Here is a 25,734-nt window from a genome sequence, read left to right as displayed (position 1 = left end):
CGCCCGTCAGGCCTGTGAATTCAGTTCTTCGATGGTCAGGTTGCCATTGGTAAAGACACAGATATCGGCGGCAATCTGCAGGCTTTTCTCAACGATGTCACGGGCTTGGAGTTCGGTATTGTCGACCAGGGCGCGGGCAGCGGCGAGGGCAAAGTTGCCGCCGGAGCCGATGGCGATAACGCCGTCTTCGGGGTCGATGATGTCGCCGCTGCCGGAGATCAGGAAGGTGCGTTCCTTGTTGGCTACCAGCATCAGCGCTTCGAGTTTTTGCAGGGTGCGGTTGCTGCGCCATTCGCGCGCGAGGTTAGTGACCGCCGTCACGATATTGCCCTGATGCTTGTCCAGTTGCTGTTCGAACAGGTCGCGCAGGGTGATGGCATCGGCGGTTGAGCCGGCAAAGCCGGTGATGACCTGATGCTTGGGCAACAGGCTGACTTTTCTGGCCGTGCCTTTCATTACGGTGTTGCCCAGCGATACCTGGCCGTCGCCACCGACTACTACCTTGTCGCCGCGACGCACGGATACGATCGTTGTCATGTGTTGCTCCTGAGTAAGCCTATCCCGCAAAGATGGTGCCGCAGCCGTGAAATTCAAGCGTAGCGGACAAATAATACCTGCTCGCCAATGACAGCAAGAAAGACACCAGGGCCGGAGCGCGGCGGCGGGCATTGCAAAAAAGGGCTGAGGCGTTGCCTGTTCGAGTAGGGCCAGGAGCCGAGTCGGCGGGGGCTAAGCGGGAAACCAGGGGGCAGCTGTGCACTTGGCACAGAGCCCCTGGGCGTTATTGCTTGATTTCCAGGGCGTAGATATTCAGCTTGGCCATCTTGGCCTGTGCCTTGTTGATCGCTGCGCGGTTATCAAAAGGCCCGGTGCGCACCCGGTACCAGGTACCGTTACTGCCTTCGCTTTTGCTGGTGCGGACATTGGGAAGACCGGCCAGCAGCAGTTGGGCCCGCATGCGCTCTGCATCGGCGGGACTGCGGAAGGAACCGGCCTGCAGCAGGTAGCTCTGCTCAAGCTTGGCCGTACGAGGTGTCGACTTGTAGGCTTCCACCGTGGGCGCCTGCACCTCACTCTTGGGCAGCATTTCGTAGAAGTCGAAACGTGCCTGCGGTTCAGGTGGCTGTTCGCTGCTGTTGACCGTAACGTCTTTCACGGCAGTGCCCGGCACCGGTGTCTTATCCGGCTTCACCGCGACCGGCGCCTTGGTGGCGGGCGCGGTTTGCAAGGGAACGGCCGCCGACTGGAAGCCGTTCAGCTGTATCAGGCCATAGGCCAGGCCGCCGATGGCTGCTATAGAGACCAGCGCCAGCGGCCAGGGGCTTTTTTTCTGCCGCGGCGCAGGCCTGGGCGGCGCGCTGCTGCGACTGCGGCTGGCCCCGCCACTGCGGTTGTTCTTCTGGGCAAAGTCCTTGCGTGAAGCCATGGGGTTACATCTGTTCCGGTGCCGATACGCCCAGCAGCTGCAGACCGTTGGCCAGAATCTGGCGTACCGCGGTGCTTAAAGTCACGCGGGCATTGCGCAGATTGGCATCGTCGATCAGCATCTTGTGGGCGTTGTAATACGAATGGAAGTCGTTGGCCAGCTCGCGAAGGTAGTTGGCCAGCACATGGGGTTCGTAGTTGAGCGCCGAACTCTGCAGGATTTCCGGGTATTTGCCCAGCTTGGTGATCAGGTCCTTTTCGTGCTCGGTATCCAGCAGCCCCAGATGCGTGAGCCCTTCTGCCTGCTCCCAGGACCAGCCGGCTTCATCCAGTTTGCGCAGTACCGAACAGACGCGGGCATGCGCATACTGAATGTAGTAAATGGGGTTGTCCTTGGATTCGGACTTGGCCAGTTCAAGGTCGAAGTCCATGTGCTGTTCTGACTTGCGCGTGACATAGAAGAAGCGGCAGGCATCGTTGCCCACTTCTTCACGCAGTTCACGCAGCGTGACGAACGAGCCGGAACGGGTCGACATCTGAACACGCTCCTGGCCGCGGTACAGAATGGCGAACTGCACCAGTCGTACCACCAGTCGCTCGGGGTCGTATCCCATGGCTTCCAGTGCCGCCTTGACGCGGGTGATGTAGCCGTGGTGGTCGGCACCCCAGATGTTGATCACCTTGTCGAAGCCGCGTTCGAACTTGTTCATGTGGTAGGCGATGTCGGAGGCAAAGTAGGTCGTCTGGCCATTGGCGCGACGTACAACGCGGTCCTTGTCGTCACCGAACGCGGTGGAGCGGAACCAGAGATTTCCCTCTTCTTCAAACAGGAAGCCTTTTTCCTGCAGCTTGTTCAGGGCGCTGTCGACGTCGCCGGTGTGCGTCAGGGAGCGCTCGCTGAACCATTGCTGGTACTGCACGCCAAAGCCGCCCAGGTCATCGCGAATATCGCTCAGAATGGAGTCCAGGCCGGCGCTGAACACCTGCTCGTAGCCCTCGTCGCCCAGCAGTGCGCGGCAGCGTTCGATCAGGGCGTCGATGTGCAGCTCCTTGTCGCCGCCGGCGGGTTCGTCAGTGGGAATGTCGCTGAACACGATGGCACTGCTGTGATGCAGTGTATCGCCCAGGCGCGCGCGCAAATCGGCGGCGATGTTATGGATGTAGTCGCCCTTGTAACCGTTGCTCGGGAACGGGATCGTCTCGCCGCAGTTTTCCAGGTAGCGCAGCCAGACGCTGGTGGCGAGGATATTCATCTGTCGCCCGGCGTCGTTGACGTAATATTCACGCTCCACCTGTACGCCGGCGGCTTCAAGCAGGTCGGCTACGGTTGCGCCATAGGCTGCGCCCCGGCCATGGCCAACGTGCAGTGGGCCGGTGGGGTTGGCTGAGACGAACTCGACCTGTACGCGCCCTGCGCTGTTGGCGGGCTGGCGGCCGTAGTCGTGACCGGCGTTGAGGATGTCCTCAATGACGCGGTTGGCAACATCGGCTTTCATGTAGAAGTTAATGAACCCGGGGCCGGCTATTTCGGTCTTTGCAAGCTGCGCCGAGGCGGGCAGTGCATCAAGGATCGCCTGGGCCAGCTCTCGCGGATTTCGTCGGGCAGGCTTGGCCAGCGTCAGGGCAATGTTGGAGGCAAAGTCGCCGTGAGTTTTATCACGGGTGTTTTCCACCATGACATTGGTCTGGATATCGGCGGGCAGGGTGCCGTTTGCAATCAGTGTGGCGAGCGCAGAATCGATCAGATCCGCAATATGTTGTTTCATCAGACGTGAGTTACCGGTTCGGATTGGATAAAAATCGACCGCGCATTATCGCCTGTTGGCGCTCTCTTGTTAAGGGGCATGGAATCAGACTCTGCGGTCAATTTTTTTCGCGCTCAAAAACCGAGAAGCAAACAGGTTCCTTTGCCTTGTGCCTGTCGCCCTTGAAAACCGGGCGCAGGATTCTGGTATGCCCAGGATTAAGGGGCTGTGCCGGGCGGGGCTGCAATGCCCGGGCTGTGCGCCAGCTGGGGTTCAGTGACTGTCTACGGGGTCTACGTCCAGGCTCCAGCGCACCTGCCGTGCCAGCGGAGATTGTTCGAGCATGGGGGTGATAATGCTCAGCACCTGTTGCAGGGCCCGGCGGTCCTGGCTTTGCAGCAATAGCTGGGCACGGAAAAATCCGGCGCGTTTTTCCATGGCGGCCGGGAAGGGACCGAGCCACTCGACGCCGGGCAGGTTCAGTCCGCTGGATGCGAGTTCGGTGCACAGCGTGCTCAAAAAGGCTTCGGCCCGCCCGCGTCGATTGGCCTCGGCTCGCAGCAGCGCATGGTAGATAAAAGGTGGCAGACCGCTGCTGCGCCGCAGCGCCAGTTCCGCCGTGGCGAAGGCCTCATAGCCCTGGCTGACCAGTTGCGTCAGGGTGGGGTGATCTGCATGGTGGGTCTGCATCAAGACCTGTCCCGGGCGCTCGGCCCGTCCGGCTCTGCCTGCCACCTGCAGAATCAGCTGGGCGGTGCGCTCCATGCCGCGAAAGTCGGCGCTGAACAGGCCTGCATCGGCATCCAGAATCACAACCAGCGTCACGGCGGGAAAATGATGTCCCTTGGCAAGCATCTGTGTGCCCACCAGGATGCAGGGACGGCCATCGTGAACACGGTCCATGATGTCCTGCATGGCGTTGCGCCGCTGCGTGCTGTCGCGATCGACCCGGATAACATCGGTATCTGGAAACAGCTGCTGTAATACGGCTTCGGTGCGTTCGGTGCCGGCGCCCTGGGGCTTGAAGTCGCTGGTGTGGCAGGACGGGCAGCGGCTCGGTACAGGCCGCTGATGATCGCAGTGATGGCAGTGCAGATGAGGCGGCGTGCGGTGCAGCGTCATGCGTGCGTCGCAACGGTCGCATTCGATCACGGTGCCGCACTGGTGGCACATCAGTGCCGGCGAAAAACCGCGCCGGTTGAGGAACAGCAGCACCTGGTTGCCCTGATGCAGTTCGGTGCCGATACGGCGCAGGACTTCAGCGGACAGCCCGCTGTTGAGAGGCTGCTGCCGAATGTCATACAGCTCAAACCGCGGCGGACGGGCATTGCCGGCGCGTGTTGTAAGACGCACATGCCGATAGCGCCCGGAGTGTGCATTGTGCAGGCTTTCGAGGGACGGCGTGGCCGTGCCCAGTACCAGCGGGACATTTTCGGCCCGGGCACGCATGACTGCAAGATCGCGCGCCGAGTAACGAAAGCCATCCTGTTGCTTGAACGAGGTGTCATGCTCTTCGTCGACGATAATGATGCCGGGTGACTGTAGTGGCGTGAACAATGCCGAGCGAGTGCCGATCACCACTCGGGCCTGTCCCGATCGGGCCTGCAGCCAGGCGTCAAGACGCTGTCGGTCGGTCATGTTGGAATGCAGTACCTGTACATCAACCCCGAAACGGGAGCGAAAGCGACTCACCGTCTGGGGTGTCAGGCCGATTTCCGGTACCAGCACCAGGGCCTGGCTGCCGTTGCGCAGTATGCGTTCGATGGCTTGCAGGTAGACCTCGGTCTTGCCTGAACCGGTGATGCCTTGCAGCAGTACCGGGTTGAAGCCCTCGTTGTGGAATATGGTGTCCAGCGCCTGTTGCTGTTCGTCGTTCAGCGGCAGCACGGGCTGGCGCAACAGCGTTGTGCCGTCGGTGACGGGAGGGCTGGCGTCCGAACGTGCTTCGCGCTGTTCAATCAGCCCCTTGTCGGTCAGGGGCTTTTGCTGGACACTGCTGTAGCCGGCGCTGCGGATGGCCTGGGAGTCCAGACCTTCGGGGTGCTCCAGCAGCAGTTCCAGCAGGGCGCGCTGCTTTCTGGCGCGTGGCGCAATGTCCTCGGCGACCGTACCGGCCACAACATGCCAGCGCAGTTGCGGGCTGGGCTGGTCGCTCTCGCCCTTGCGCAACAGAACCGGCAAAGCCTGGTGCAGGGCATCGCCAATAGGGTGCTGGTAGTAGTCCGCTGCCCAGCAGGCCAGCTCCAGCAGGTGGAGGGGTAGCGGAGGGGTCTGGTCAAGAATTTCCAGTACGGGCTTTAATTTTGCCGGCGGCAGATCCGATGTCTGTGCGACCTCTATCAGGATGCCGGTGAGTTCGCGTCGGCCGAAAGATACGCGAACGCGTACGCCAATGCAGGGCGTCGCGTCCAGCCCGCTGGTCGGGGGTAAATAGTCAAACAGGCGACGCAGAGGTGTGGGCAGGGCAATGCGAAGGATTGTCATGGCGTCGATGCTGGCTCCGGGAGCAGCTTAGTTTAGGCGCAATTCGAATACGATTGAAGGGGGATAGCTGCTTGCGGCGTGTACAGCCTGCGCGTATAATCCCGCGCCTGGTTGCGGTCTAAGATCCGTGGCATTATCTATAGAACGAAAGTGCGGTGCCCGACAAAAATGCTGATCGGGTGGCGGCACAGATTATCGAGGCTCGTTATGAAAACTGGAATCCACCCGAAGTACGAAGACGTTACCGTAACCTGCTCTTGCGGTAATGAAATGCACACGCGCTCTACCATGTGTCAGAGCATGCACGTAGACGTATGCAGCCAGTGCCACCCGTTCTACACGGGCAAGCAGAAAGACGCCACTACCGGTGGTCGTATCGATCGCTTCAACAAGCGTTTCGGTGGTCTCAAGCTGGCGAAGTAATTCGGCAGATGTTGCCAAGAATTTTGCAAAAGGCACCCCAGAGGGGTGCCTTTTTCGTATGGGCGTTCTGCTGGCGAAAGCCCTGAATGTTCAGGGGCACGGGTACACGGGTATGCCCCCAGTGCCGCACCGACCTCACGGTGGAGCAATTACCTGTTTGTTTTGCGCGAACGCGAGACGCGTATGGGTTCATGCGGTCTTTGGCACGGGGCGACTGTGCTTGATGTCATGCAGCTCGCGAATGCCAGTGCCGGCTTGTGTGCTTGGCGGGGGTGAGTGTCTGCAGGTGGCAAAACGGCGACTGGGGCCTGGCTGGAGATCGGCAATCAGGTGTTTGTCGCGCTGGATGTCGCGCTCGCTGAAGGCATTGCGGGCGCGCACTCGTAGGCTCGGGTCGGGCGCCGGGTGGAGCTGAGAGACTGGCTTCTGGCGCTAAAGTTCCAATCAGAATATTGAAATATATACAGTTTTTATGTGTTTTTCGGGTGAGATATGAGCATCATTTTCAGCCGCCAGGCGGACTGATCCGTGTCGAATGGATACAATTTTTGAGGTTATTGTGGGTATAAGGTCTTTTCTATATCATTCATAACCCCTAGCAACTAATAAATCAGCCTATTGAGCCTGCAATCATGTCTGAGCAATTTAAAAAAGCCGCACTCGATTACCATGAGTTTCCCCGTCCGGGCAAGATCAGCGTTGAGCTGACGACCCCTGCCGAATCCGCCCGTGATCTGGCGCTGGCATACAGCCCGGGCGTGGCCGAGCCGGTACGCGAAATCGCCAAGGATCCGGACAACGCCTACCGCTACACCGCCAAGGGCAACCTCGTGGCTGTAATCTCCAACGGTAGCGCGATTCTGGGATTGGGTAATTTGGGGCCGCTGGCATCCAAGCCGGTTATGGAAGGCAAAGCCCTTCTGTTCAAGCGTTTTGCCGGAATTGACTCGGTGGATATCGAAGTTGACGCCGAGAGTCCGCAGGCGTTTATCGATACCGTTGCCCGTATTGCCGAGACCTTTGGTGGCATCAATCTGGAAGACATCAAGGCACCCGAATGCTTTGAAATTGAACGTACTCTGATCGAGCGCTGCAATATTCCCGTCTTCCACGACGATCAGCACGGTACCGCGATTGTAACCGCCGCCGGCATGATCAACGCGCTGGAAATCGCCGGCAAAAAGCTGGATGAAGTCCGCATTGTCTGCCTGGGTGCCGGCGCTGCCGCATCTGCCTGCATGAAGCTGCTGATCAACATGGGCGCCAAGGTCGAAAATATCTTCATGATCGACCGCAAGGGTGTGATTCACTCTGGCCGTGACGATCTGAGCCCGGAAAAGGCTGTCTTTGCGACTGAAACCGACCTGCGTACCCTGGATGATGCCATCGAAGGTGCCGATGTGTTTGTCGGCCTTTCCGGTCCGGACCTGTTCAAGCCGGAGCAGCTGGCCAAGATGGCGGCAACGCCCATCGTGTTCGCCTGCTCTAACCCGGATCCGGAAATTCACCCGGAGCTGGCTCACGCCACTCGCAGCGACGTGATTATGGCGACCGGACGGTCCGATTTCCCGAACCAGGTAAACAACGTGCTGGGCTTCCCGTTCATTTTCCGTGGCGCGCTGGATGTGCGTGCAACTGAAATCAACGAGGCCATGAAAGAAGCAGCCGTCAAGGCGCTTGCGAATCTGGCCAAGGCTGAAGTGCCGCAGGAAGTCCTCGCGGCCTACGAACTGGATTCACTTGAGTTTGGGCCGCAGTACATCATCCCCAAACCCACCGACAACCGCCTGTTCGGCGCTGTATCCATGGCTGTTGCCCAGGCTGCGATTGATTCCGGTGTCGCGCGTCTGCCGCTGCCTGCACACTACCCGTTGACGACTGTCGCTGATTTGTTGAAGTAAGAGCTTCAATCTGATGCTAAAAACCCGGCACATGCCGGGTTTTTTGTGTCTGGAATATAGCCTTTATCTGAGCTTGGGAGGGCAGTGTTGACGCTGTTGGAAGCTCTCGTGGGACAACGCTAGAAAATATCGTCCGTGTTGATCGGGCCCCCGCCGGCGGTGCTTTGAGCGGGATTGGCCGGTACGTCCTCGGCGCGAAACACTTCGAAAATCGCGTTGTCCTGCCCCGGGTAGGCGAGCAGGCCCGTGGCGGGGTCAATTTTCACGCGCACGATGCCGTCTGGCTGCACGGGTCCGTTCTCCGGCGCCTGATCCAGTGCCTCTTTCATAAAGTCGATCCAGATGGGCAAGGCGGCCGTGCCACCAAACTCACTGCGGCCCAAAGGAGCTGGTTGATCAAAGCCGACCCAGGCGGTGGCGACCAGGTCGCGGTTAAAGCCGGTGAACCAGGCATCTTTCTGGTCGTTCGTCGTACCTGTCTTGCCCGCCAGGTCGTTGCGCTCCAGGCTGCGTGCGCGCGTCGCAGTGCCCTGGCGGATAACATCCTGCAGCATGCTGTACATCAAATAGGCGGCGCGGGGATCCATGACGCGTGGGGCGCTGGGTGACAGCAGAATGTCCGTGCTGTCAGCGGCCACGCTGTTGTTGCAGTTTGCACAGGCGGGGTTTGCCTCAAAGATCAGGTTGCCGTACTGATCTTCGATGCGCTGGATGAAATGGGGTGAGACTTTGAAGCCGCCGTTGGCCAGCACTGCATAGCCCGTCACTATTTCCAGTGGCGTAACATCGGCGCTGCCCAGCGAAAGGGATAGGTTGCGTGGCAGGCGCTGCGGGTCGAAACCAAATTCCTGGATGTAGTTGACGGCGGTATCAATGCCGATCGCGCGCAGCAGGCGAATGGAAACCAGGTTGCGGGATTTGAACAGTCCTTCACGCAGGCGTGTCGGACCGTAAAATTGCTGGCTGTAGTTTTGTGGCCGCCAGTATTTTCCGTCGAGGCTTGCATCTTCAAGCACCACGGGGGCGTCGTTTATCAGGCTGGCCGGTGTGAAACCGTTTTCCAGTGCGGCGGCATAGATGAAGGGCTTGAAGTTGGAACCTGGCTGGCGGTAGGCCTGAGTAGCGCGGTTGAATTTGTTCAGGTTGAAGTTGAATCCGCCGCTCAGCGCCTGAATGGCACCGTCCTCGGGGTTCAATGCGACGAAGGCTCCCTGTACTTGGGGTAGCTGGCTGAGTATCCAGCTCTGGTCATCCTTGCGAAGGCGGATCACATCGCCGGCCGCCACTATGTCGGCGGCTTTTTTGGGTAGTGCCCCCATCGAATTGTTGCTTCGATATTTGCGCGCCCATTTGAGGCCAGGCCACTCCACGGTGACGGTGTCGCCATTTTTCAGGTTGGCCTGGATGCTCTGGTCATTGACCAGGGTTACAACGGCAGGCTCAAGACTGGCATAGCTTGTCGTGCTGTCGAGTTTTTTCTGGATGGCCTCGAGTGTGAGTGCTGTATCCAGCTGCGACTCAGGTCCTCGATAGCCATGGCGTGTGCTGTAGGCAAGCAGTCCGTCCTGCAGTGCGCGAGTCGCCGTGGTCTGCAGTTTGCTATCGATTGTAGTGTAAACACGGTAACCATCGCTGTAGAGGTCCTCGCCAAAGCGTTCAAACAGTTCACTGCGGACCATTTCAGCCACATAGGGCGCATTCAGCTCTATATCCGCGCCGTGGTAGCGGGCTGTGTTAGGTGCGGCGGAGGCCTCTTCGAGATCCTGATCTGAAATGTAGCCCAGGCCGTGCATGCGCTGCAAAATCCAGTTGCGTCGCTCGATGGCGCGTTGGGGATTGCTGATGGGGTTGTCGGTCGAGGGGGCCTTGGGCAGGCCCGCAATGGTGGCCATCTGGGCCAGGCTCAGGTCCTGGATGCTGCTGCCATAGTAAACACCGGCCGCGGCTTCTATGCCGTAGGCGCGTTGTCCCAGATATATCTTGTTTACGTAAAGCTCGAATATTTCTTCTTTTGAAAGCTCCCGCTCGATACGCAGGGCCAACAGTATTTCATTGAACTTGCGGTGGAACGTGCGTTCGCGGCTGAGGAAGAAATTCTTTGCGACCTGCATAGTGATGGTGGAGCCGCCGCTCTGAATGTGACCGCTGGTTGCCAGCTGGAACGCTGCCCGACTCAACCCCTTGAAATCGATGCCAATATGCTCGAAAAACCGGCTGTCTTCAGCGGCCTGAAAGGCGCGCACAAGGTTGGTCGGAATGTTGTTGTAGCTGACCGGTGTGCGGCGCTTTTCGCCAAACTCGGCTATCAGCTTGTTGTCGCTGGAAAAAATCCGCATAGGCGTCTGGAATTGGACTTCACGCAGGCTTTCGACGTCCGGCAGTTGCGGCGCAAGGGTGTAATAGACACCAGCAACGGCCAGCAATACGACAACGACTCCGGCCAAAGCCAGTTTAGCGAATAATTTTATCAGCGAAATCAACACGCCCATGCTACCTTTTTACAAACTAATTGTGCGTAGCTGGTAGTATATCGGTTGCATGCCCGGACCCTCTAGCACTGCATAGTTTTATTTTCTGAAGTTTATAGCTAGAGTTGGTGGGTGCGATGGGAAACCCTGCAGTCTGCAAAGGAATAAAGCAGTGTTGAGCTTGCTAGGAAATAAATCTGGAGCATGGGTCGGTGTTGACATCGGCTCGTCGTCGGTCAAGCTGGTGGCGCTGTCCAAAAGTGGCGCCGAGTATTCATTAAATTCTTACGCAGTGGTGAGCTTGCCGCCGTCGACGGTCGTCGATGGAAGCATTCAGCAAATACCCGCAGTATCGGATGCGATTGAAAAAGCGCTGCGAAAGATGGGCTTGAAGCTGACATCGGCGGTGACAGCGGTACCCTCATCTGCGGTCATTACCAAAAAACTGCAGATAAGCAACGTTTTTGACGAGTTCGAGCTTGAAGAACAGGTCAAAATCGAGGCAGATCAGTTTATTCCTTACCCCCTGGACGAAGTCTCACTTGACTTTGAAGTAATCGGCCCGGTTGAGGGTGTCTCTAACCTGGATCACATTCTCGTGGTGGCATGCCGCCGGGGGGATGTCGAGCAGCGTGAGGAGGCCATCAATGGTGCGGGTCTTAAATGCGAGATCATTGACGTCGATACCTATGCCATGGAGCGGGTTTATCCGTGTCTTGTTGGCAATTCGGTCAAGCCTGGCGAGTTGGTGGCGCTTGCGGATGTGGGAGCCTCTACCCTGACATTGAATGTTTTCAAGGATGGGGTGATTATCTACAGCCGTGAGCAGGCGTTTGGAGGCAATGATCTGGTCAACGCTATTCAGCAGCAGTACGGCATGCCGGCGGCGGATGTTGAACAGGCCCTGCGACACAACGAGTTGAGCGACGATATTCGGGAAATGCTGGTGATGCCTTTTCGCCAGACCATTGCTCAGCAGGTGTCGCGATCCATGCAGTTCTTTTATTCGTCCGGTGTACAGCAGCAGCTGGCCCGGCTGATTATTGCCGGTGGTGCCATATCCATTGAAGGCATAGAGCCGCTCATGGAGGCTGAAGTGGGTATACCTACTGTTGTTGCGAATCCGTTTGCGGCAATGAAAATCAGCTCTAAGCTGAACAAGCAGCGATTAGAGGCTGAAGCTCCCCTGCTAACGAAAGCCTGCGGGCTTGCGATGCGCTCATTTGATCAATAGGGATAACGTATGGCGCGGATTAACCTACGACCTTGGCGTGAAGAGCGAAATGCCGCCCGGCAAAAGCAATTCATTACCAATCTGTTGCTCACTGTCATTATGGCTGGGGCAGTCTCTTTCGGGATCAGCTATTATTTTGATGTCCAGATGGACCGCCAGCACGCTCGCAACAATTATCTTAAGGCTGAAATAGCCAAGCTTGATGAAAAAATAAAAGAAATAAAAGAGCTGGAACGGCAGCGTGAGCGTTTGCTGGAAAGGCTCAATGCTATTCAGGAATTACAAGGCAATCGTCCTTTGGTGGTACGCTATTTTGATGAGCTGGTGCGGGTTCTGCCTGACAAGCTTTATTACTCTTCCGTTTCCCGCAAAGGCGAAAGCGTGACGGTCAATGGTATTGCAGATCAGAATAAGGATGTTTCCAATTTGATGCGGGGCATGAATTCTTCTATCTGGTTTGGCGAGCCGAACCTGTCCCAGGTCCGAAGCGCAGGTGAGGTGCGTCAGTTTAATCTGAACGTTCCCCTGACCAAACCCAAAGACGATGGAGGGCAGCAATAATGGGTGCCCTGAGCGATGCTTTCAAAGGTTTTGATATTAATAATGTTGATGTGAATGAAGCCGGTAACTGGCCCATTGGCGTCAAGATCGTCGTCTACATTTTGCTGTTTAGCGCTTTGGTGGGCGGGGCGATCTATTTCTATGTGAACGACCAGTATATTGCGGTGGAGCGGGAAATCGCCAAGGAGCCACCGCTCAAGACCGAGTTTCAGAAAAAAGCGTTCCAGGTGGCTAATCTGCCTGCACTACGCAAACAGATGGCGGATGTCGAAGGGCGCTTTTCCGAGTTGCTGACCCAGCTGCCGACCGACAAGGAAGTGCCGGGTCTGCTGGAAGATATTTCCGATATCGGGCGGGGTGCGGGTCTGGTGATCAACAGTATTGCACTGCAGCCTGAACGCAAGAGCAAGTTTTATATTGAACTGCCCATCAATATTGATGTAGTGGGCAGCTACCATGAACTGGGACAGTTTGTCAGTGGTGTGGCGGCGATCGATCGAATAGTGACACTGCATGACTTCAATGTTAGTCCTGACAGTGACTCTTTGGTGATGACAATCCAGGCGAAGACGTATCGTTATGATGACACCAAATAAGCGCACAGCTATATTCAGCAGCCCAGCCCGCGTGGGAATAGTGCTTCTGCTCGCAGCGACTGCCAGCGGTTGCATCTGGGTGCAAGATACGGCCGATCTGCGCACTTATGTGCAGCAAACTCAGGCCAAGCCCCCGGGGAAAATAAAGCCTCTGCCCGAGTTCAAGTCCTACGAGGCCTTTATTTATCAGGGCGCCAGTTTGCGCGATCCATTTCAGCCGCTGGTTGAACTGGTGGTTGAAGAAGAGGATCGGGGGCCGGTATCAGACCTGAAGCCGGATACTGAGCGCGTCAAAACGTATCTTGAATCATTTTCGATCGACGGCCTGAATATGGTCGGCACTATCACCAGTCTTGACGGCGGTAATCTTTGGGCGTTGTTAAGGGATCCGAAAGGCGAAATTCACCGTGTCAGCAACGGGGATTATCTTGGTCTGGATTACGGCCAGGTGCAGGAGGTGTCTGAGCTGGGTGTTGAACTTGTGGAAATTATTGAAAATGGTCGGGGGGGCTGGATGAAGCGCCCGCGCGTGATTGCCTTGCCTGAAAAAGAATGATCAAAGGACAGCTAGGGTTATGAAGACATACAGCATATGCAAGGACAACTCCGTTGCACGGGGTCTTGGGTGGCAGTTAATGCTGATACTGGCATGTTGTCTTATGGTGGTGCAGGCGCGGGCAGAAAGCGTGATGTTGAAGGATTCATCCTTCGTCGCCTTGCCAGGACACAAGCTTGAGGTGCGGCTGGATTTCAATATGCCACCGCCATCGCCCCGGGCTTATGTGATCGACAGTCCGCCGCGCCTGGTGCTGGATCTGGCCGGGGCGAGCAATGACCTGGGGCGGCGCCAGCTTGATATCAAGACCGGGCAGGTCGACAGCCTGAGCATGGCTGAAACGGAAGGGCGTTTGCGGGTCGTCGCGAACCTGAATGAAATGGTGGATTATCAAACCTACACGCAAGGCAATTCGTTGTTTTTGGTGTTTGGTGGCTCCGCCGGTGCGCTGGCCGCGGGGACATTGCGTGATCGCTCGGCAAAATCAGTAGCAGGTACTCGAACTGAGTCCGCCCCGATGGGCACGCGCGTGCAGGGCATCGATTTTGAGCGCATGGATGGAGGTCTGGGTCGAGTACTGATCTCGATGTCCGATGACAAGGCGGGCCTCGATATCATAGAAGAGGGTAGCAATGTTGTTGTCAATTTGCTGGGCGCTTCATTGTCCGGCTCGCTTGAACAGCGCGTTGATGTACAAGACTTTGCGACACCGGTCATGTTTATCGATTCCATGACCAGCGGCTCCAATACAACGATCCTGATCAAGCCGGGCGCGGCCCCCTATGACTACATGGCTTACCAGACCGGCAATCAGCTGGTGCTCGATTTTCGCCCCATCAGCTTTGCCGAAGATGAGAAGCGCAAGCAAGAGCGATTCCCGTTCACCGGTGAGAAAATTGACCTGAACTTCCAGGATGTCGATATCCGCTCAATCCTGCAAATTATCGCTGAAGTGGCGGAGATGAACCTGGTGGTCGACGACAATGTGAGTGGCAATATTACCCTGCGGCTCAAAAACGTGCCTTGGGATCAGGCGCTGGACCTGGTGTTGAGAACAAAGGGTCTGGCGCAGCGCGTGGTCGGCAACGTGATGCTGATTGGTCCGTCCGAAGTCATCGCCGAGCGCGAGCGCGCTGAACTTGAGGCGCAGAAACAGGTTAAGGAACTGGCTCCGCTGGTGACCGAATTCATTCAGGTGGATTTTCGCAAGTCGTCGGAAATGAAATCCCGCGTCGAGCAGGCCAAGCTGATTTCGGAGCGTGGTTTCATCATGTCGGATGACGAGACCAATGTGCTGATGGTGCGTGAAACCGCCGCTCAAATCGAAGAAATTCGTGATACACTGCGCCGCTTTGACGTCGAAGTCGCCCAGGTACTGATCGAGGCACGTATCGTTTCAGCCTCCAATGATTTCCAGAAAGATCTGGGGATTCGCTGGGGAGCGGCTGCGGTGGAAAATCGCAAGAACAGCACTTTTATTATTGATGGCGGTTCTCCAAGCAACACGCCGCAGTTTGTTGACGGTTTACCGGATGATAACAACTCGAATCTGATGGTCGATCTCGGTGTAACGCCGCAATCGTCCATTGTGTTCAGCTATATTCGCGACAATTTCCTGTTGTCGGCCGAACTGTCTGCACTGCAGACCGAAGGCAAGGCGGAAATCGTCTCACAGCCCAAGGTGATCACCACCAACGGCAAGCCGGGGCTGATCGAGTCCGGGGTGCAGATTCCGTTCCAGACAGTGGAAGATGGAGAGGTCAGCATCGAGTTCAAGGATGCCACCCTGAAGCTGCAGGTGACACCGCAGCTGAATCCGGGAGACCGCATCTCGCTTGATCTGGATATTACTCAGGATTCGGTCGGTGCAGTTCTGCCCAACGGCGAAGTGAGCATCAATAAAAACCAGCTGACCACTACGGTGAATGTGGCAGACGGTGATACAGTGGTGCTCGGCGGGGTCTTTCGCAACGAATCGGTTAATAACGTCTCCAAGACGCCGCTGCTGGGAGATCTTCCGGTGATAGGTAGCCTGTTTCGCAAGCGTGAACAGTCCAACACCAAAACGGAACTGTTGATCTTTATTACGCCGAAGCTGATCAGGGAGTCTCTGGCAGTTCAGTAATCGGGGTTTGGTACAATTTGAACATCTTTCTTATAGGCCCTATGGGAGCTGGAAAAAGCACCATAGGGCGTCTTCTTTCTCATGAGCTGAACCTGGAGTTTATCGACAGTGACAGGGAAATCGAAGCCCGTGCGGGTGCGAATATTCCCTGGATTTTCGATGTGGAGGGGGAGTCTGGCTTCCGTGAACGCGAGGAGTCAGTTATTCGCGACCTCTGTGAGCGCGACAACATCGTACTGGCAACCGGTGGCGGGGCGGTCCTGCGTGAAGCCAACCGCGCTGCCCTGCAATCCCATGGCGTAGTCATCTACCTGCATACAACCGTGGAGCAGCAACTCGAGCGCACGGCGCGGGATAAAAACCGTCCGTTGCTGCAGACCGAGAACCCCGCCGAGACGTTGAAGCAGCTGCTGCGTCAGCGTGATCCCCTCTATCGGCAGACCTGTGATATAACCCTGCATACCGACCGGCGTCATCCCAAGGCCGTCGTATCCGAAATTTATCGTCAATTGGCCAAACTTGGCCTGGTCAAGTGACTCTTCGCAAACAGGAGTGATTCGCGCGTGCAGAATTTGAGCGTCGATCTGGGTGAGCGTAGTTACCCAATTTACATTGGCGAGGGGCTGCTGCAGCAGAAACTGATAGGGCCTTATATTCGCGGTCGGCAGGTCTGTATCGTGACCAATGAAACCGTCGCACCACTGTATCTTTCCAGGCTGGAACAGGCCCTGGATGGCTATCAGGTTGACTCTCTGATTCTGCCGGATGGTGAGCAGTACAAGACACTGGAACACCTCAATACGATCTTTGATCATCTGCTGACGAAACGACATAACCGCACCACGACACTGATTGCTCTGGGTGGCGGGGTTGTGGGTGACATGACCGGTTTTGCGGCCGCCTGTTATCAGCGAGGGGTCAACTTTATCCAGATGCCGACCACGTTGCTGTCCCAGGTGGATTCCTCGGTTGGCGGCAAGACCGGTGTCAACCATCCGCTAGGCAAGAACATGATCGGTGCTTTCTATCAGCCACAGTGCGTGCTGATCGATACATCGGTGCTGGGAACCCTGCCGGCACGGGAGTTATCAGCCGGGCTTGCAGAGGTCATCAAGTACGGCCTTATCTATGACAGTGAGTTCTTCAGCTGGCTCGAATCAACGATGCCGAAACTGGTGGCGGGAGATACCGAGTGCCTGGCTAAAGCCATATACCGCTCCTGCGAGATAAAGGCAGAGGTGGTTGCTCAGGACGAAAAAGAGTCCGGCATTCGTGCCTTGTTGAATCTCGGTCATACCTTTGGTCATGCGATCGAGGCAAACCAGGGGTATGGCAACTGGCTGCACGGTGAAGCGGTTGCGGCGGGAACGCTGATGGCGGCAGATCTGTCCCGTCGTCTTGGCTGGTTGAGTGATGCGGATGTGGCACGTATAAGTGCTATTCATGTTGCGGCGGGTCTGCCGGTATTGCCGCCAGCAACGATGGATGAGGATGACTTTCTATCGTTGATGGCGGTCGATAAAAAAGTGCTCGACGGTCAGTTGCGCCTCATATTGCTTGAGGCTGTGGGGAAGGGGGTCGTGACATCTGATTTCGCACCTGAATTGCTGCGTGAAACCCTGTCTTCCCGATTGGCTCTGGCCCGGCAGTGAGCGGGCGAATGCGCCAGCAGGCGGCTGTGTCAGCTTCGCCCTATGTGGGTGACAGTCGTGTGGAGTATTACGAGCCACCCTCGCGCCTGCAGCTGCTGGATAAATTGCACCATCTTGTACGTTTCTCGGATTTCCTGCTGGTTGTTCAGGGGGCGTCCGGTAGCGGCAAAACCAGCCTGTTGCGGCAGCTGAAACTCCAGTCCGCCGAAGGGCGCTTGTGTTACCTGTCGCTGCAGCAGGGGGCGGGTACTGCGATGCTGCTGCGCCAGTTGGGCGAAGGCTGTGGTCTGGATATTGCCGACTGCACCACGCAGGCCCAATTGCTGGAGTGCATTCATGTTGAGGCGCGCCAGGCTCAGGAGGCCGGGCTGCAGTGGCTTGTTCTGGTGGACGACGCTGACCTGCTGGACGATGATGCGCTGGAGCTGTTGGTCAATCTTCAGAATGCAGGTTTCGCTTCCGTACGTACGGTGCTCGCTGGGCGGAGTATTTCACAGCGCCTCATGGCGATGGGGTTGTCTCAGGAGCTGGAGGGGCGGTTGCATCAGGAGTTTTTGCAGCCTTTTGACATTGCCGAAGCCGGTGATTTTATTCGGCTACGCTATCCGGCTTTGGAAGTGCTGGACAGTCGTAAACTGCAGCAGTTGGTAGGCGACAGTGATCGAATGCCTGGCTCGCTGGATCGGCTGGCATCACAGGCCCTGCGTTTGAAGTCGCCGGCGCCGGTGATTCGGCGGGACCGATCCACACTGGTATTCGGTGGTGCATCCCTGATGCTGGTTGTGATTGTCGCAATGGCCGGCTGGATCTACTGGCAGCCGGAGTCGGCTGTGTCGGAGAACAGTGAACGGGTTTCCGTGCCGCTGGCTGTTCCCGTCATTGCCGCATCTGTGGAGCAGACCGTACCGCAGATCGATATTGTTGAAGCTCCTCAGCCGCTTGCTTCGCGGCCGCAAACCGATTCTGTCGATGTCGAGCCGCCGGTTGCGCTTGTCGTTTCCCCGGCAGCGGTATCGGTACCACCCGTGTTGAGCGCACAGGATTTCTTGCCTGATGCGTCGAACGTGTTGCCTGTAGATGCTGAGCTTGAGCCTGATGCCGGCTTGGCAGAGGTGGTCGTCGAGTCCGGTCCCGTAGCGCAGCGGCCAGAAGCTCGCCTGGTTGAAGTGCCCGTCGAACCCGAGCTTATGCCAATATTGGAGCAGAGTGCCGCTGTGAACGTGCTGCCGGTTACGACGGCTGAGCATGAACGTCTCGTGACTGGCAATGATGCTCCCCCTGCGCCAGTGGCACCCGTCGTGCAGGACGGCGATGGCTTGCTGAGCTGGCCGGATCGAGGCTATACGCTGCAACTGCTGGGAGCGCGTCAGCTGGAAACAGCGAAGGGGTTTATTGCTGATCAGCAGGACCCCGGGGCCTTCCATTATTTTTCGACGCTCTATAAAGGTAAGCCGTGGCACGTGGTTGTTACTGGCCGCTTTGGTAGTCGCAAGGAGGCCAGTGCTGCTGCGCAAAAGTTGCCGTCATCGCTGCAAAAGCTCAAACCCTGGGCGCGTAGCATACAGGGTGTAAAGGCGGATATCCGCAAGGTATCGGGTTAGCAGCCTGTAGGACTGGCAGTCAGAAATCAGGCTTGCTGGCGGGGCCGCCGCGTGTTCTGCATATCCAACTTAGGGGCACTGCCGAGGCCCGTTTCCTTGCTAGTGATGCTGCATTGCGGTATTTCTAAGGGTAGGCGGAGCTTCACCCTTTAATTCTGAAATTCTAATTATCTACGTGACAGTGTATCGCGTTAATTGTGACGGCTGCGTTACTGTACCGCCGTTGCGTTATACTGCTGGCGCTTACCAGCCAGTGCAGAGCCCGCGGGTGGGCGGTGAATCCGTGGTTCATCCCATCTGGAACAGGTTGCTGATCGTGGTGTTACTGAGCAAAATTTGTACCGAAGCTCACGCCTGTGTAGAATGATCGTCCCTTTTTGCCTGAGTTGTGCGGCTGCGGTGACTAGGTTGGTGATAACGTATTGATACAAAAGAACTTTTAAGTGAGATTGGCTATGAGCAAAGGTCTGTATCGCCCCGGTGAGTTCAAGGATAACTGCGGTTTTGGGCTAATGGCTCACATGCAGGGCAATCCAAGTCATGACCTGCTTGAGAAGGCCATAGAAGCGTTGGCGTGTATGACCCATCGTGGTGGTATCGCTGCAGATGGCAAGACTGGCGATGGTTGCGGTCTGCTTATGCAGAAGCCTGACTCTTTTCTGCGTGCCGTCGTGCAACAGGAACTCGGCATTGAACTACATGAACAATACGCGGTGGGCATGGTGTTTCTGTCCCGGGCGTCAGCGCAGGCAGATGCCGCGCGCAACATTCTTAATACTGAACTGCAGGCTCAGGGCCTGGACGTTGCCGGCTGGCGTGTGGTTCCGACGGATGAGAGCTGCCTGGGGCCCATTGCCCGGGATACGCTGCCGTTAATCGAGCAGGTGCTGATCAATAGCGACGGCAAAACCGAACGTGAGCTGGCGATCAGCCTGTTTACTGCCCGTCGCAAGGCCGAAATTGCCCTGAGCGATGATGAAGATTTTTACATCTGCAGCCTGTCCGACAAGGTGCTGTCCTACAAGGGTCTGACCATGCCGGTGGACTTGCCGGTATTTTACAAGGACCTGGCAGACCCGCGGCTTGAAACCGCGGTCTGTACCTATCATCAGCGCTTCTCTACCAATACGGCACCGCGCTGGAAGCTGGCCCAGCCGTTCCGGTTCCTGGCCCACAACGGCGAAATTAACACCATTGAAGGTAACCGCAACTGGGCTCGCGCCCGGGCGCCGAAGTTTACCACCGACCTGCTGCCCAACCTCGAAGAGCTGCAGCCGATCGTCAATACCAGTGGTTCGGATTCCTCCAGCATGGATAACATGCTCGAGTTCCTGATGGTGGGTGGCATGGACATCTACCGCGCCGTGCGCATGATCGTGCCGCCGGCCTGGCAGAATGTTGAAACCATGGACACCGAGTTGCGTGCTTTCTACGAATTCAACTCTATGCACATGGAGGCCTGGGATGGCCCGGCCGGCATGGTCATGACCGATGGGCGTTATGCGGTTTGCATGCTGGATCGTAACGGCCTGCGGCCGTCTCGCTGGGTTATGACGCGTGATGGCTATATCTGCACCGCGTCCGAGATTGGTGTATTTGACTACAAGCCGCAAGACATCGTGGCTCAGGGGCGCGTCGGGCCGGGGCAGATTCTGGCTATCGATACCCAGACCGGCGATGTGCTGCATACGGCCGATGTGGATAACGACCTCAAGCGGCGCCACCCCTATAAAAAGTGGCTGAAAGAGAACTCTCTGCGTCTCGAAACCACGATGAACTTCACCGAAGAGTCGCGTTCGTTCAGCGAAATGTCGGCCGATGAAGTTAAAACCCACATGAAAATGTTCCAGGTCACGTTTGAAGAGCGTGATCAGATTCTGCGTCCGCTCGCCGAAACCGCGATGGAAGCAGTGGGTTCGATGGGTGATGACAAGCCGATGGCCGTGTTGTCCAGCCGCATTCGTTCACCCTATGACTACTTCCGTCAGCAGTTTGCGCAGGTTACCAACCCGCCCATCGACCCGCTGCGCGAAGCCATCGTCATGTCGCTCGAAACCTGCCTCGGTGCCGAGCGCAACGTGTTTGAAGATACGCCCGAACATGCGCGCCGCGTGATTCTGACCACGCCTGTGCTGTCGGCGAGCAAGTTCTATCGTATTCGTGATAACAATGAGTCCGGCTTTGAAGTGGCACGCCTGGATCTTAATTACGATCCGACGGCGGGTGTCGGGCTTGAACAGGCGGTTCAGGCACTGTGTGACCAGGCCGAGCAGTCTGTACGTGACGGCAAGGTGCTGCTGGTGCTGTCCGACGCTAATATCGAGCAGGGCAAGCTCCCTATTCACGCGGCTTTTGCAACCGGCGCTGTGCACCACCGTCTGGTTGAAAAAGGCCTGCGCAGTGATGCTAACCTGATTGTCGAAACCGGTACGGCGCGTGATCCGCATCATTTTGCCGTATTGTTCGGTTTTGGTGCCACTGCAGTCTTCCCGTACCTGTCCTACCGTGTACTCAATGACCTCTGCGCCAGCAACGAGTTGCAGATGGCGCCGCTGGATGCCCACGAGAGCTACCGCAAGGGCATCAACAAGGGCCTGCTGAAGATCCTGTCCAAGATGGGTATCTCCACCATTTCGTCTTACCGTGGGGCCCAGTTGTTTGAAGCGATTGGCCTGAGTTCCGAGATTGTGGATCTGTGCTTCAAGGGTGTGGTTAGCCGGATCGAAGGTGCGCGTTTCAGCGACTTCGAATTTGAGCAGACCCAGCTTGCCAAGGAAGCCTGGACGGCACGCAAGCCCATTCAGCCCGGTGGCCTGCTGAAGTACAAGCACGATGGCGAATACCATGCCTACAACCCGGATGTTGTGCTGGCGATCCATGAAGCGGTATCCAGCGGTGATCCGGCGAAGTATCAGCGTTATGCCGATCTGGTCAACAAGCGCGGTATCGCGACGCTGCGCGACATGCTGTCTTTGCGCAGCGATACCAAGCCGGTTGCGCTGGACCAGGTTGAGCCGGTGGAGAACATCTTCCCGCGCTTCGACTCCGCCGCGATGTCTCTTGGCGCCCTGTCACCGGAAGCACATGAGTCTCTGGCCGTGGCCATGAACGAGTTGGGCGGTCGTTCCAACTCGGGTGAAGGCGGTGAAGATCCGCTGCGCCATGGCACCATGAAGCGCTCCAAGATCAAGCAGGTCGCATCGGGCCGTTTCGGTGTTACGCCGGAATACCTGATGAGCGCCGATGTCATGCAGATCAAGGTCGCCCAGGGCGCCAAACCCGGTGAAGGCGGCCAGCTGCCGGGTGGCAAGGTCAATGAGCTGATCGCCCGTCTGCGCTTCTCTGTGCCGGGCGTGACACTGATTTCACCGCCGCCGCACCACGATATCTACTCGATCGAGGATCTGGCACAGCTGATCTTTGACCTCAAGCAGGTCAATCCTGAAGGTCTGGTCTCGGTCAAGCTGGTATCCCGACCGGGTGTTGGCACCATCGCCTGCGGCGTGGCCAAGGCCTATGCCGACCTGATTACCATTTCCGGCTACGATGGCGGTACGGCGGCATCTCCGCTGACTTCCATCCACTACGCCGGTTCGCCCTGGGAACTGGGGCTGGCGGACGCGCATCAGTCGCTGCGCGGCAACCAGCTGCGTGGCAAGATTCGCCTGCAGACAGACGGCGGCCTGAAAACGGGTCTCGATGTTGTCAAGGCGGCGATTCTGGGCGCCGAGAGCTTCGGTTTCGGCACCATGCCGATGGTAGCGCTGGGCTGCAAGTACCTGCGCATCTGCCACCTGAACAACTGTGCAACCGGTGTTGCTACCCAGAACGACGGCCTGCGCAAGGACCATTTCCGCGGCACCGTGGAAATGGTCAAGAACTACTTCCGTTTCGTGGCCGAAGAAACCCGTCAGTGGATGGCCCAGCTGGGTGTGCGTTCGCTGGAAGAGCTGGTTGGCCGGGTTGACCTGCTGACGCTGCTTGAAGGTGAAACTTCACGCCAGAAATCGCTGGATCTGAGCCCCATCATCAGCGATGGCGGCGTACCGAGCGAGTACCCGCATACGGTACAGCAGAGCCGCAATGAGCCCTTTGACAAGGGTGAGCTGAACACCGCGATGCTCGAGCTGTCCGAAGAGGCGATTGACGCCAAGCGTGGCGGTGACTGGGAGCTGGCGATCTGCAACTGCGACCGTTCAGTCGGTGCACGCACCTCGGGTGCCATTGCCAAGCGGTACGGTAACAATGGCATGGCGGATGAGCCGGTGACCTTCCGGTTCCGCGGTCATGCAGGTCAGTCGTTTGGTGTCTGGAACGCTGGCGGTCAGAACCTGATCCTCGAAGGCGATGCCAACGACTATGTCGGCAAGGGCATGGCGGGCGGCAAGCTGGTGCTCTATCCGTTCAAGGAAGTCACCTTCAAGTCCAATGAGACCGCAATTATGGGCAATACCTGCCTCTATGGCGCCACGGCTGGCAAGCTGTTCGCGGCCGGCAGCGCCGGAGAGCGGTTTGCCGTGCGCAACTCCGGTGTGCATGCTGTGGTGGAAGGTGCCGGCGATCATTGCTGTGAATACATGACCGGCGGTCTGGTGACCGTGCTGGGCTCTACCGGTTACAATTTCGGTGCCGGCATGACCGGTGGTTTTGCCTACGTACTGGATCTGGAAAATAACTTCGTGGACAAGTACAACCACGAACTGGTCGAGATTCACCGTATTCACACTGAGCAGATGGAAGCGTACAAGAACCACCTGCGTTCGGTAATCATCGAATTTGTCCGGGAAACGGGCAGCCAGTGGGGTCAGGAGATTGTGGATAACTTCTTCGATTACATTCCCCGTTTCTGGCTCGTTAAGCCCAAGGCGGCAAGCCTGAACGCTTTGCTGGACAACATGCGCAAGCGTCCGGAATAAGCGCCAATTTATCCCTCGGGTCAGGCAGGCCCTGCACAGCGCTTCTGTGCTGAGTCTGCGCGATTCTTTGATGACAGATTAACGAGTACCTGCCGCTGGCGGGTGCCCAAGAAGAGGTGGGGACTATGTCTAACCGTCTGAGTAACGATTTCCAGTTCCTCGATGTGTCCCGTGAAGGGCCGGGTAAAATCAGTGCTGAGGTCCGCAAGGGCGAATTTGCCGAAATCTATGAACCGTTCAAGGCAGAAGACGTGGCAGACCAGTCACATCGCTGCCTGGATTGCGGCAATCCTTATTGTTCCTGGAAATGCCCGGTACACAACCATATTCCGAACTGGCTCAAGCTAATCTCGGAAGGCAACATTCTGGAAGCGGCCGAGCTGAGTCATCAGACCAACTCGCTGCCTGAAGTCTGCGGCCGCGTTTGCCCGCAGGACCGTCTGTGCGAGGGAGCCTGTACCCTTAACGATGGCTTTGGTGCCGTGACGATCGGGTCGGTCGAGAAGTACATCACCGATACGGCTTTCGCGATGGGCTGGAAACCGGATATGTCCAAGGTCGTTCGCACCGACAAGAAAGTTGCCATTATCGGGGCCGGCCCAGCGGGTCTGGGCTGTGCCGATATCCTGGTGCGCAACGGCGTAACGCCGGTGGTATTCGACCGCAATCCTGAAATTGGCGGTTTGCTGACCTTCGGTATTCCCGAGTTCAAGCTCGAGAAAGACGTGATGAAGCGTCGTCGTCGCATGTTCAAGGAAATGGGTGTCGAGTTCCGCCTCAATACCAATGTCGGCACCGACATCACGATGCAGCAGTTGATCGAGGAATACGATGCTGTCTTCCTTGGCATGGGTACCTACACCTATATGAAAGGTGGGTTCCCGGGTGAGGAACTTGAGGGTGTATTCGATGCGCTGCCGTTCCTGATCTCCAACGTGAATCACTGTCTGGGATTTGAGAAGGATCCGTCGGAATACATCGACATGGCCGGCAAGCGCGTTGTGGTACTCGGCGGTGGTGACACGGCCATGGACTGCAACCGGACCTCGATTCGCCAGGGCGCCCGGAGCGTCACCTGTGCCTATCGCCGTGACGAAGCCAACATGCCGGGTTCGCGTCGCGAAGTTGAAAATGCCAAGGAAGAAGGCGTGCAGTTCCTGTTCAACCGTCAGCCGGTGGAGATCGTCGGTGAAGAGGGTCGGGTTGTGGGCGTCAAGCTGGTGACAACCCGTATGGGTGAGCCGGACCAGAATGGTCGCCGTCGTGCCGAAGTGGTACCGGGTTCCGAAGAAGTGCTTGAAGCCGATGCGGTGCAGGTTGCCTTTGGTTTCCGTCCTAGCCCGGCACCCTGGCTGGCTGACTTCGGTATCGAGCTGCATGAAGACGGCCGTGTACAGGCCGATCAGAAGCCGAAGATCGAGGGTCGTTTCCCGTTCCAGACCAGCAATGTAAAAGTGTTTGCCGGTGGTGATATGGTACGTGGCTCCGACCTGGTCGTTACGGCCATCGCTGAAGGTCGCGACGCGGCCGAGGGCATCCTGGACTACCTCGAAGTCTGATGTGATACCGCGCTAAAGAAAAGCCGCCTTCGGGCGGTTTTTTTGTGCTCTGGACACTGCCCCGTCCGGTGCCTGCATTGTTGCCTTCTGCTTAAATAGTATTTGACTAACATGTTCATTCGATCAATTGATTTAATAAATTGAATGATGGCGCCTATTATTCGCCCTGTGTCGAATGACCCGAGCGGATGGAGGTGAGCATGTTAAAAACACTGAGTTTTGCGATGATGCATTTCAGCATTGCCTTCGTGGTGGCCTGGTTGCTGACGGGGGATATGTTAATCGGCGGCACCCTTGCGCTTGTAGAGCCGGCGGTAAACAGTGTGGCGTTCTTTTTTCACGAGAAATTCTGGAATCGCCGGCGAGGCGGGGCTGGCGCCGACGTTGTCGCCGCATAGGAATCGCGCATGCTTGATTGATGGCAGGTCGATGCGTGTCGCCGAACTGGGCTTGCGCAAACCGGCGGACAAAAAAAGCAGCCCGAAGGC

At 57.2% G+C, this 25,734-nt stretch carries 18 protein-coding genes; 13 read left to right on the top strand and 5 right to left on the bottom strand.

The features are described from left to right. Positions 1 to 6: 6 nt before the first annotated feature. From hslV to F451_RS0113900, 4 genes are all read right to left on the bottom strand, one after another. Positions 7 to 537, bottom strand: coding sequence for an ATP-dependent protease subunit HslV (gene hslV, locus F451_RS0113915; RefSeq protein WP_020681992.1), 531 nt, complete (start codon positions 535 to 537; stop codon positions 7 to 9). A 244-nt stretch (positions 538 to 781) separates the two neighbouring features. Next, positions 782 to 1,426 (bottom strand): SPOR domain-containing protein, encoded by a 645-nt coding sequence (locus F451_RS26755; RefSeq protein WP_020681991.1) that lies wholly within the window; start codon positions 1,424 to 1,426, stop codon positions 782 to 784. Positions 1,427 to 1,430: 4 nt separating this feature from the next. Continuing rightward, positions 1,431 to 3,191 (bottom strand): arginine--tRNA ligase, encoded by a 1,761-nt coding sequence (gene argS / locus F451_RS0113905; protein ID WP_020681990.1) that lies wholly within the window; start codon positions 3,189 to 3,191, stop codon positions 1,431 to 1,433. Between the two features lie 252 nt (positions 3,192 to 3,443). Continuing rightward, positions 3,444 to 5,654, bottom strand: coding sequence for a primosomal protein N' (locus F451_RS0113900; RefSeq protein ID WP_020681989.1), 2,211 nt, complete (start codon positions 5,652 to 5,654; stop codon positions 3,444 to 3,446). A 207-nt stretch (positions 5,655 to 5,861) separates the two neighbouring features. On the opposite strand from F451_RS0113900, the gene rpmE reads away from it, so the two are divergent. After that, on the top strand, positions 5,862 to 6,077 hold the full coding sequence (gene rpmE / locus F451_RS0113895) for a 50S ribosomal protein L31 (protein WP_026291765.1): 216 nt from the start codon (positions 5,862 to 5,864) through the stop codon (positions 6,075 to 6,077). Positions 6,078 to 6,709: 632 nt separating this feature from the next. Next, a complete protein-coding gene (locus F451_RS0113885) occupies positions 6,710 to 7,978 on the top strand; it encodes a malic enzyme-like NAD(P)-binding protein (RefSeq protein ID WP_020681986.1) in 1,269 nt (422 codons plus the stop codon). Between the two features lie 119 nt (positions 7,979 to 8,097). Here the strand turns inward: F451_RS0113885 and F451_RS0113880 are convergent, their stop codons facing one another. Next, positions 8,098 to 10,467, bottom strand: coding sequence for a penicillin-binding protein 1A (locus F451_RS0113880; protein WP_020681985.1), 2,370 nt, complete (start codon positions 10,465 to 10,467; stop codon positions 8,098 to 8,100). Positions 10,468 to 10,618: 151 nt separating this feature from the next. Here F451_RS0113880 and pilM point away from each other — a divergent pair, with 151 nt between their 5' ends. The 11 genes from pilM to F451_RS0113825 all read left to right on the top strand — a co-directional run bounded on the left by pilM (position 10,619) and on the right by F451_RS0113825 (position 25,644). Then, positions 10,619 to 11,680: a type IV pilus assembly protein PilM gene (gene pilM / locus F451_RS0113875; RefSeq protein ID WP_020681984.1), complete on the top strand. Its 1,062-nt coding sequence runs from the start codon at positions 10,619 to 10,621 to the stop codon at positions 11,678 to 11,680. A 9-nt stretch (positions 11,681 to 11,689) separates the two neighbouring features. Continuing rightward, positions 11,690 to 12,241, top strand: coding sequence for a PilN domain-containing protein (locus F451_RS0113870; protein WP_020681983.1), 552 nt, complete (start codon positions 11,690 to 11,692; stop codon positions 12,239 to 12,241). Next, positions 12,241 to 12,837, top strand: a complete 597-nt coding sequence (locus tag F451_RS0113865) for a type IV pilus inner membrane component PilO (RefSeq protein WP_020681982.1) — start codon at positions 12,241 to 12,243, stop codon at positions 12,835 to 12,837. Before F451_RS0113870 ends, F451_RS0113865 begins: the two co-directional genes overlap by 1 nt. Next, complete coding sequence (locus F451_RS0113860; RefSeq protein ID WP_240476480.1) at positions 12,821 to 13,393, top strand: pilus assembly protein PilP; 573 nt, start codon at positions 12,821 to 12,823, stop codon at positions 13,391 to 13,393. The genes F451_RS0113865 and F451_RS0113860 overlap by 17 nt, the downstream gene beginning before the upstream one ends. Before the next feature lie 19 nt (positions 13,394 to 13,412). Continuing rightward, positions 13,413 to 15,518, top strand: coding sequence for a type IV pilus secretin PilQ (locus F451_RS0113855; protein ID WP_156826485.1), 2,106 nt, complete (start codon positions 13,413 to 13,415; stop codon positions 15,516 to 15,518). Between the two features lie 17 nt (positions 15,519 to 15,535). Then, positions 15,536 to 16,054, top strand: coding sequence for a shikimate kinase AroK (gene aroK / locus F451_RS0113850; RefSeq protein ID WP_276202602.1), 519 nt, complete (start codon positions 15,536 to 15,538; stop codon positions 16,052 to 16,054). A 27-nt stretch (positions 16,055 to 16,081) separates the two neighbouring features. Then, positions 16,082 to 17,170 carry a 3-dehydroquinate synthase gene (gene aroB / locus F451_RS0113845; protein ID WP_020681978.1) on the top strand — a complete coding sequence of 363 codons (1,089 nt, stop codon included), beginning with the start codon at positions 16,082 to 16,084 and terminating at the stop codon, positions 17,168 to 17,170. A gap of 8 nt (positions 17,171 to 17,178) precedes the next feature. Then, the gene (locus tag F451_RS0113840) at positions 17,179 to 18,771 is read left to right on the top strand and encodes an SPOR domain-containing protein (RefSeq protein WP_020681977.1); all 1,593 of its coding nucleotides are present in this window, start codon (positions 17,179 to 17,181) and stop codon (positions 18,769 to 18,771) included. A 455-nt stretch (positions 18,772 to 19,226) separates the two neighbouring features. Next, entirely contained in the window at positions 19,227 to 23,687 is a 4,461-nt protein-coding gene (gene gltB / locus F451_RS0113835) for a glutamate synthase large subunit (protein WP_020681976.1), read from the top strand. A 125-nt stretch (positions 23,688 to 23,812) separates the two neighbouring features. Beyond that, positions 23,813 to 25,246, top strand: a complete 1,434-nt coding sequence (locus F451_RS0113830) for an FAD-dependent oxidoreductase (protein ID WP_020681975.1) — start codon at positions 23,813 to 23,815, stop codon at positions 25,244 to 25,246. A gap of 200 nt (positions 25,247 to 25,446) precedes the next feature. Next, a complete protein-coding gene (locus F451_RS0113825; protein ID WP_020681974.1) occupies positions 25,447 to 25,644 on the top strand; it encodes a DUF2061 domain-containing protein in 198 nt (65 codons plus the stop codon). The last annotated feature ends 90 nt before the right edge of the window (positions 25,645 to 25,734 follow it).

The sequence above is a fragment of the Marinobacterium rhizophilum DSM 18822 genome, from assembly GCF_000378045.1.
GTDB lineage: Bacteria > Pseudomonadota > Gammaproteobacteria > Pseudomonadales > Balneatricaceae > Marinobacterium_A > Marinobacterium_A rhizophilum.
This window is presented reverse-complemented; position numbering and strand designations above follow the sequence as displayed.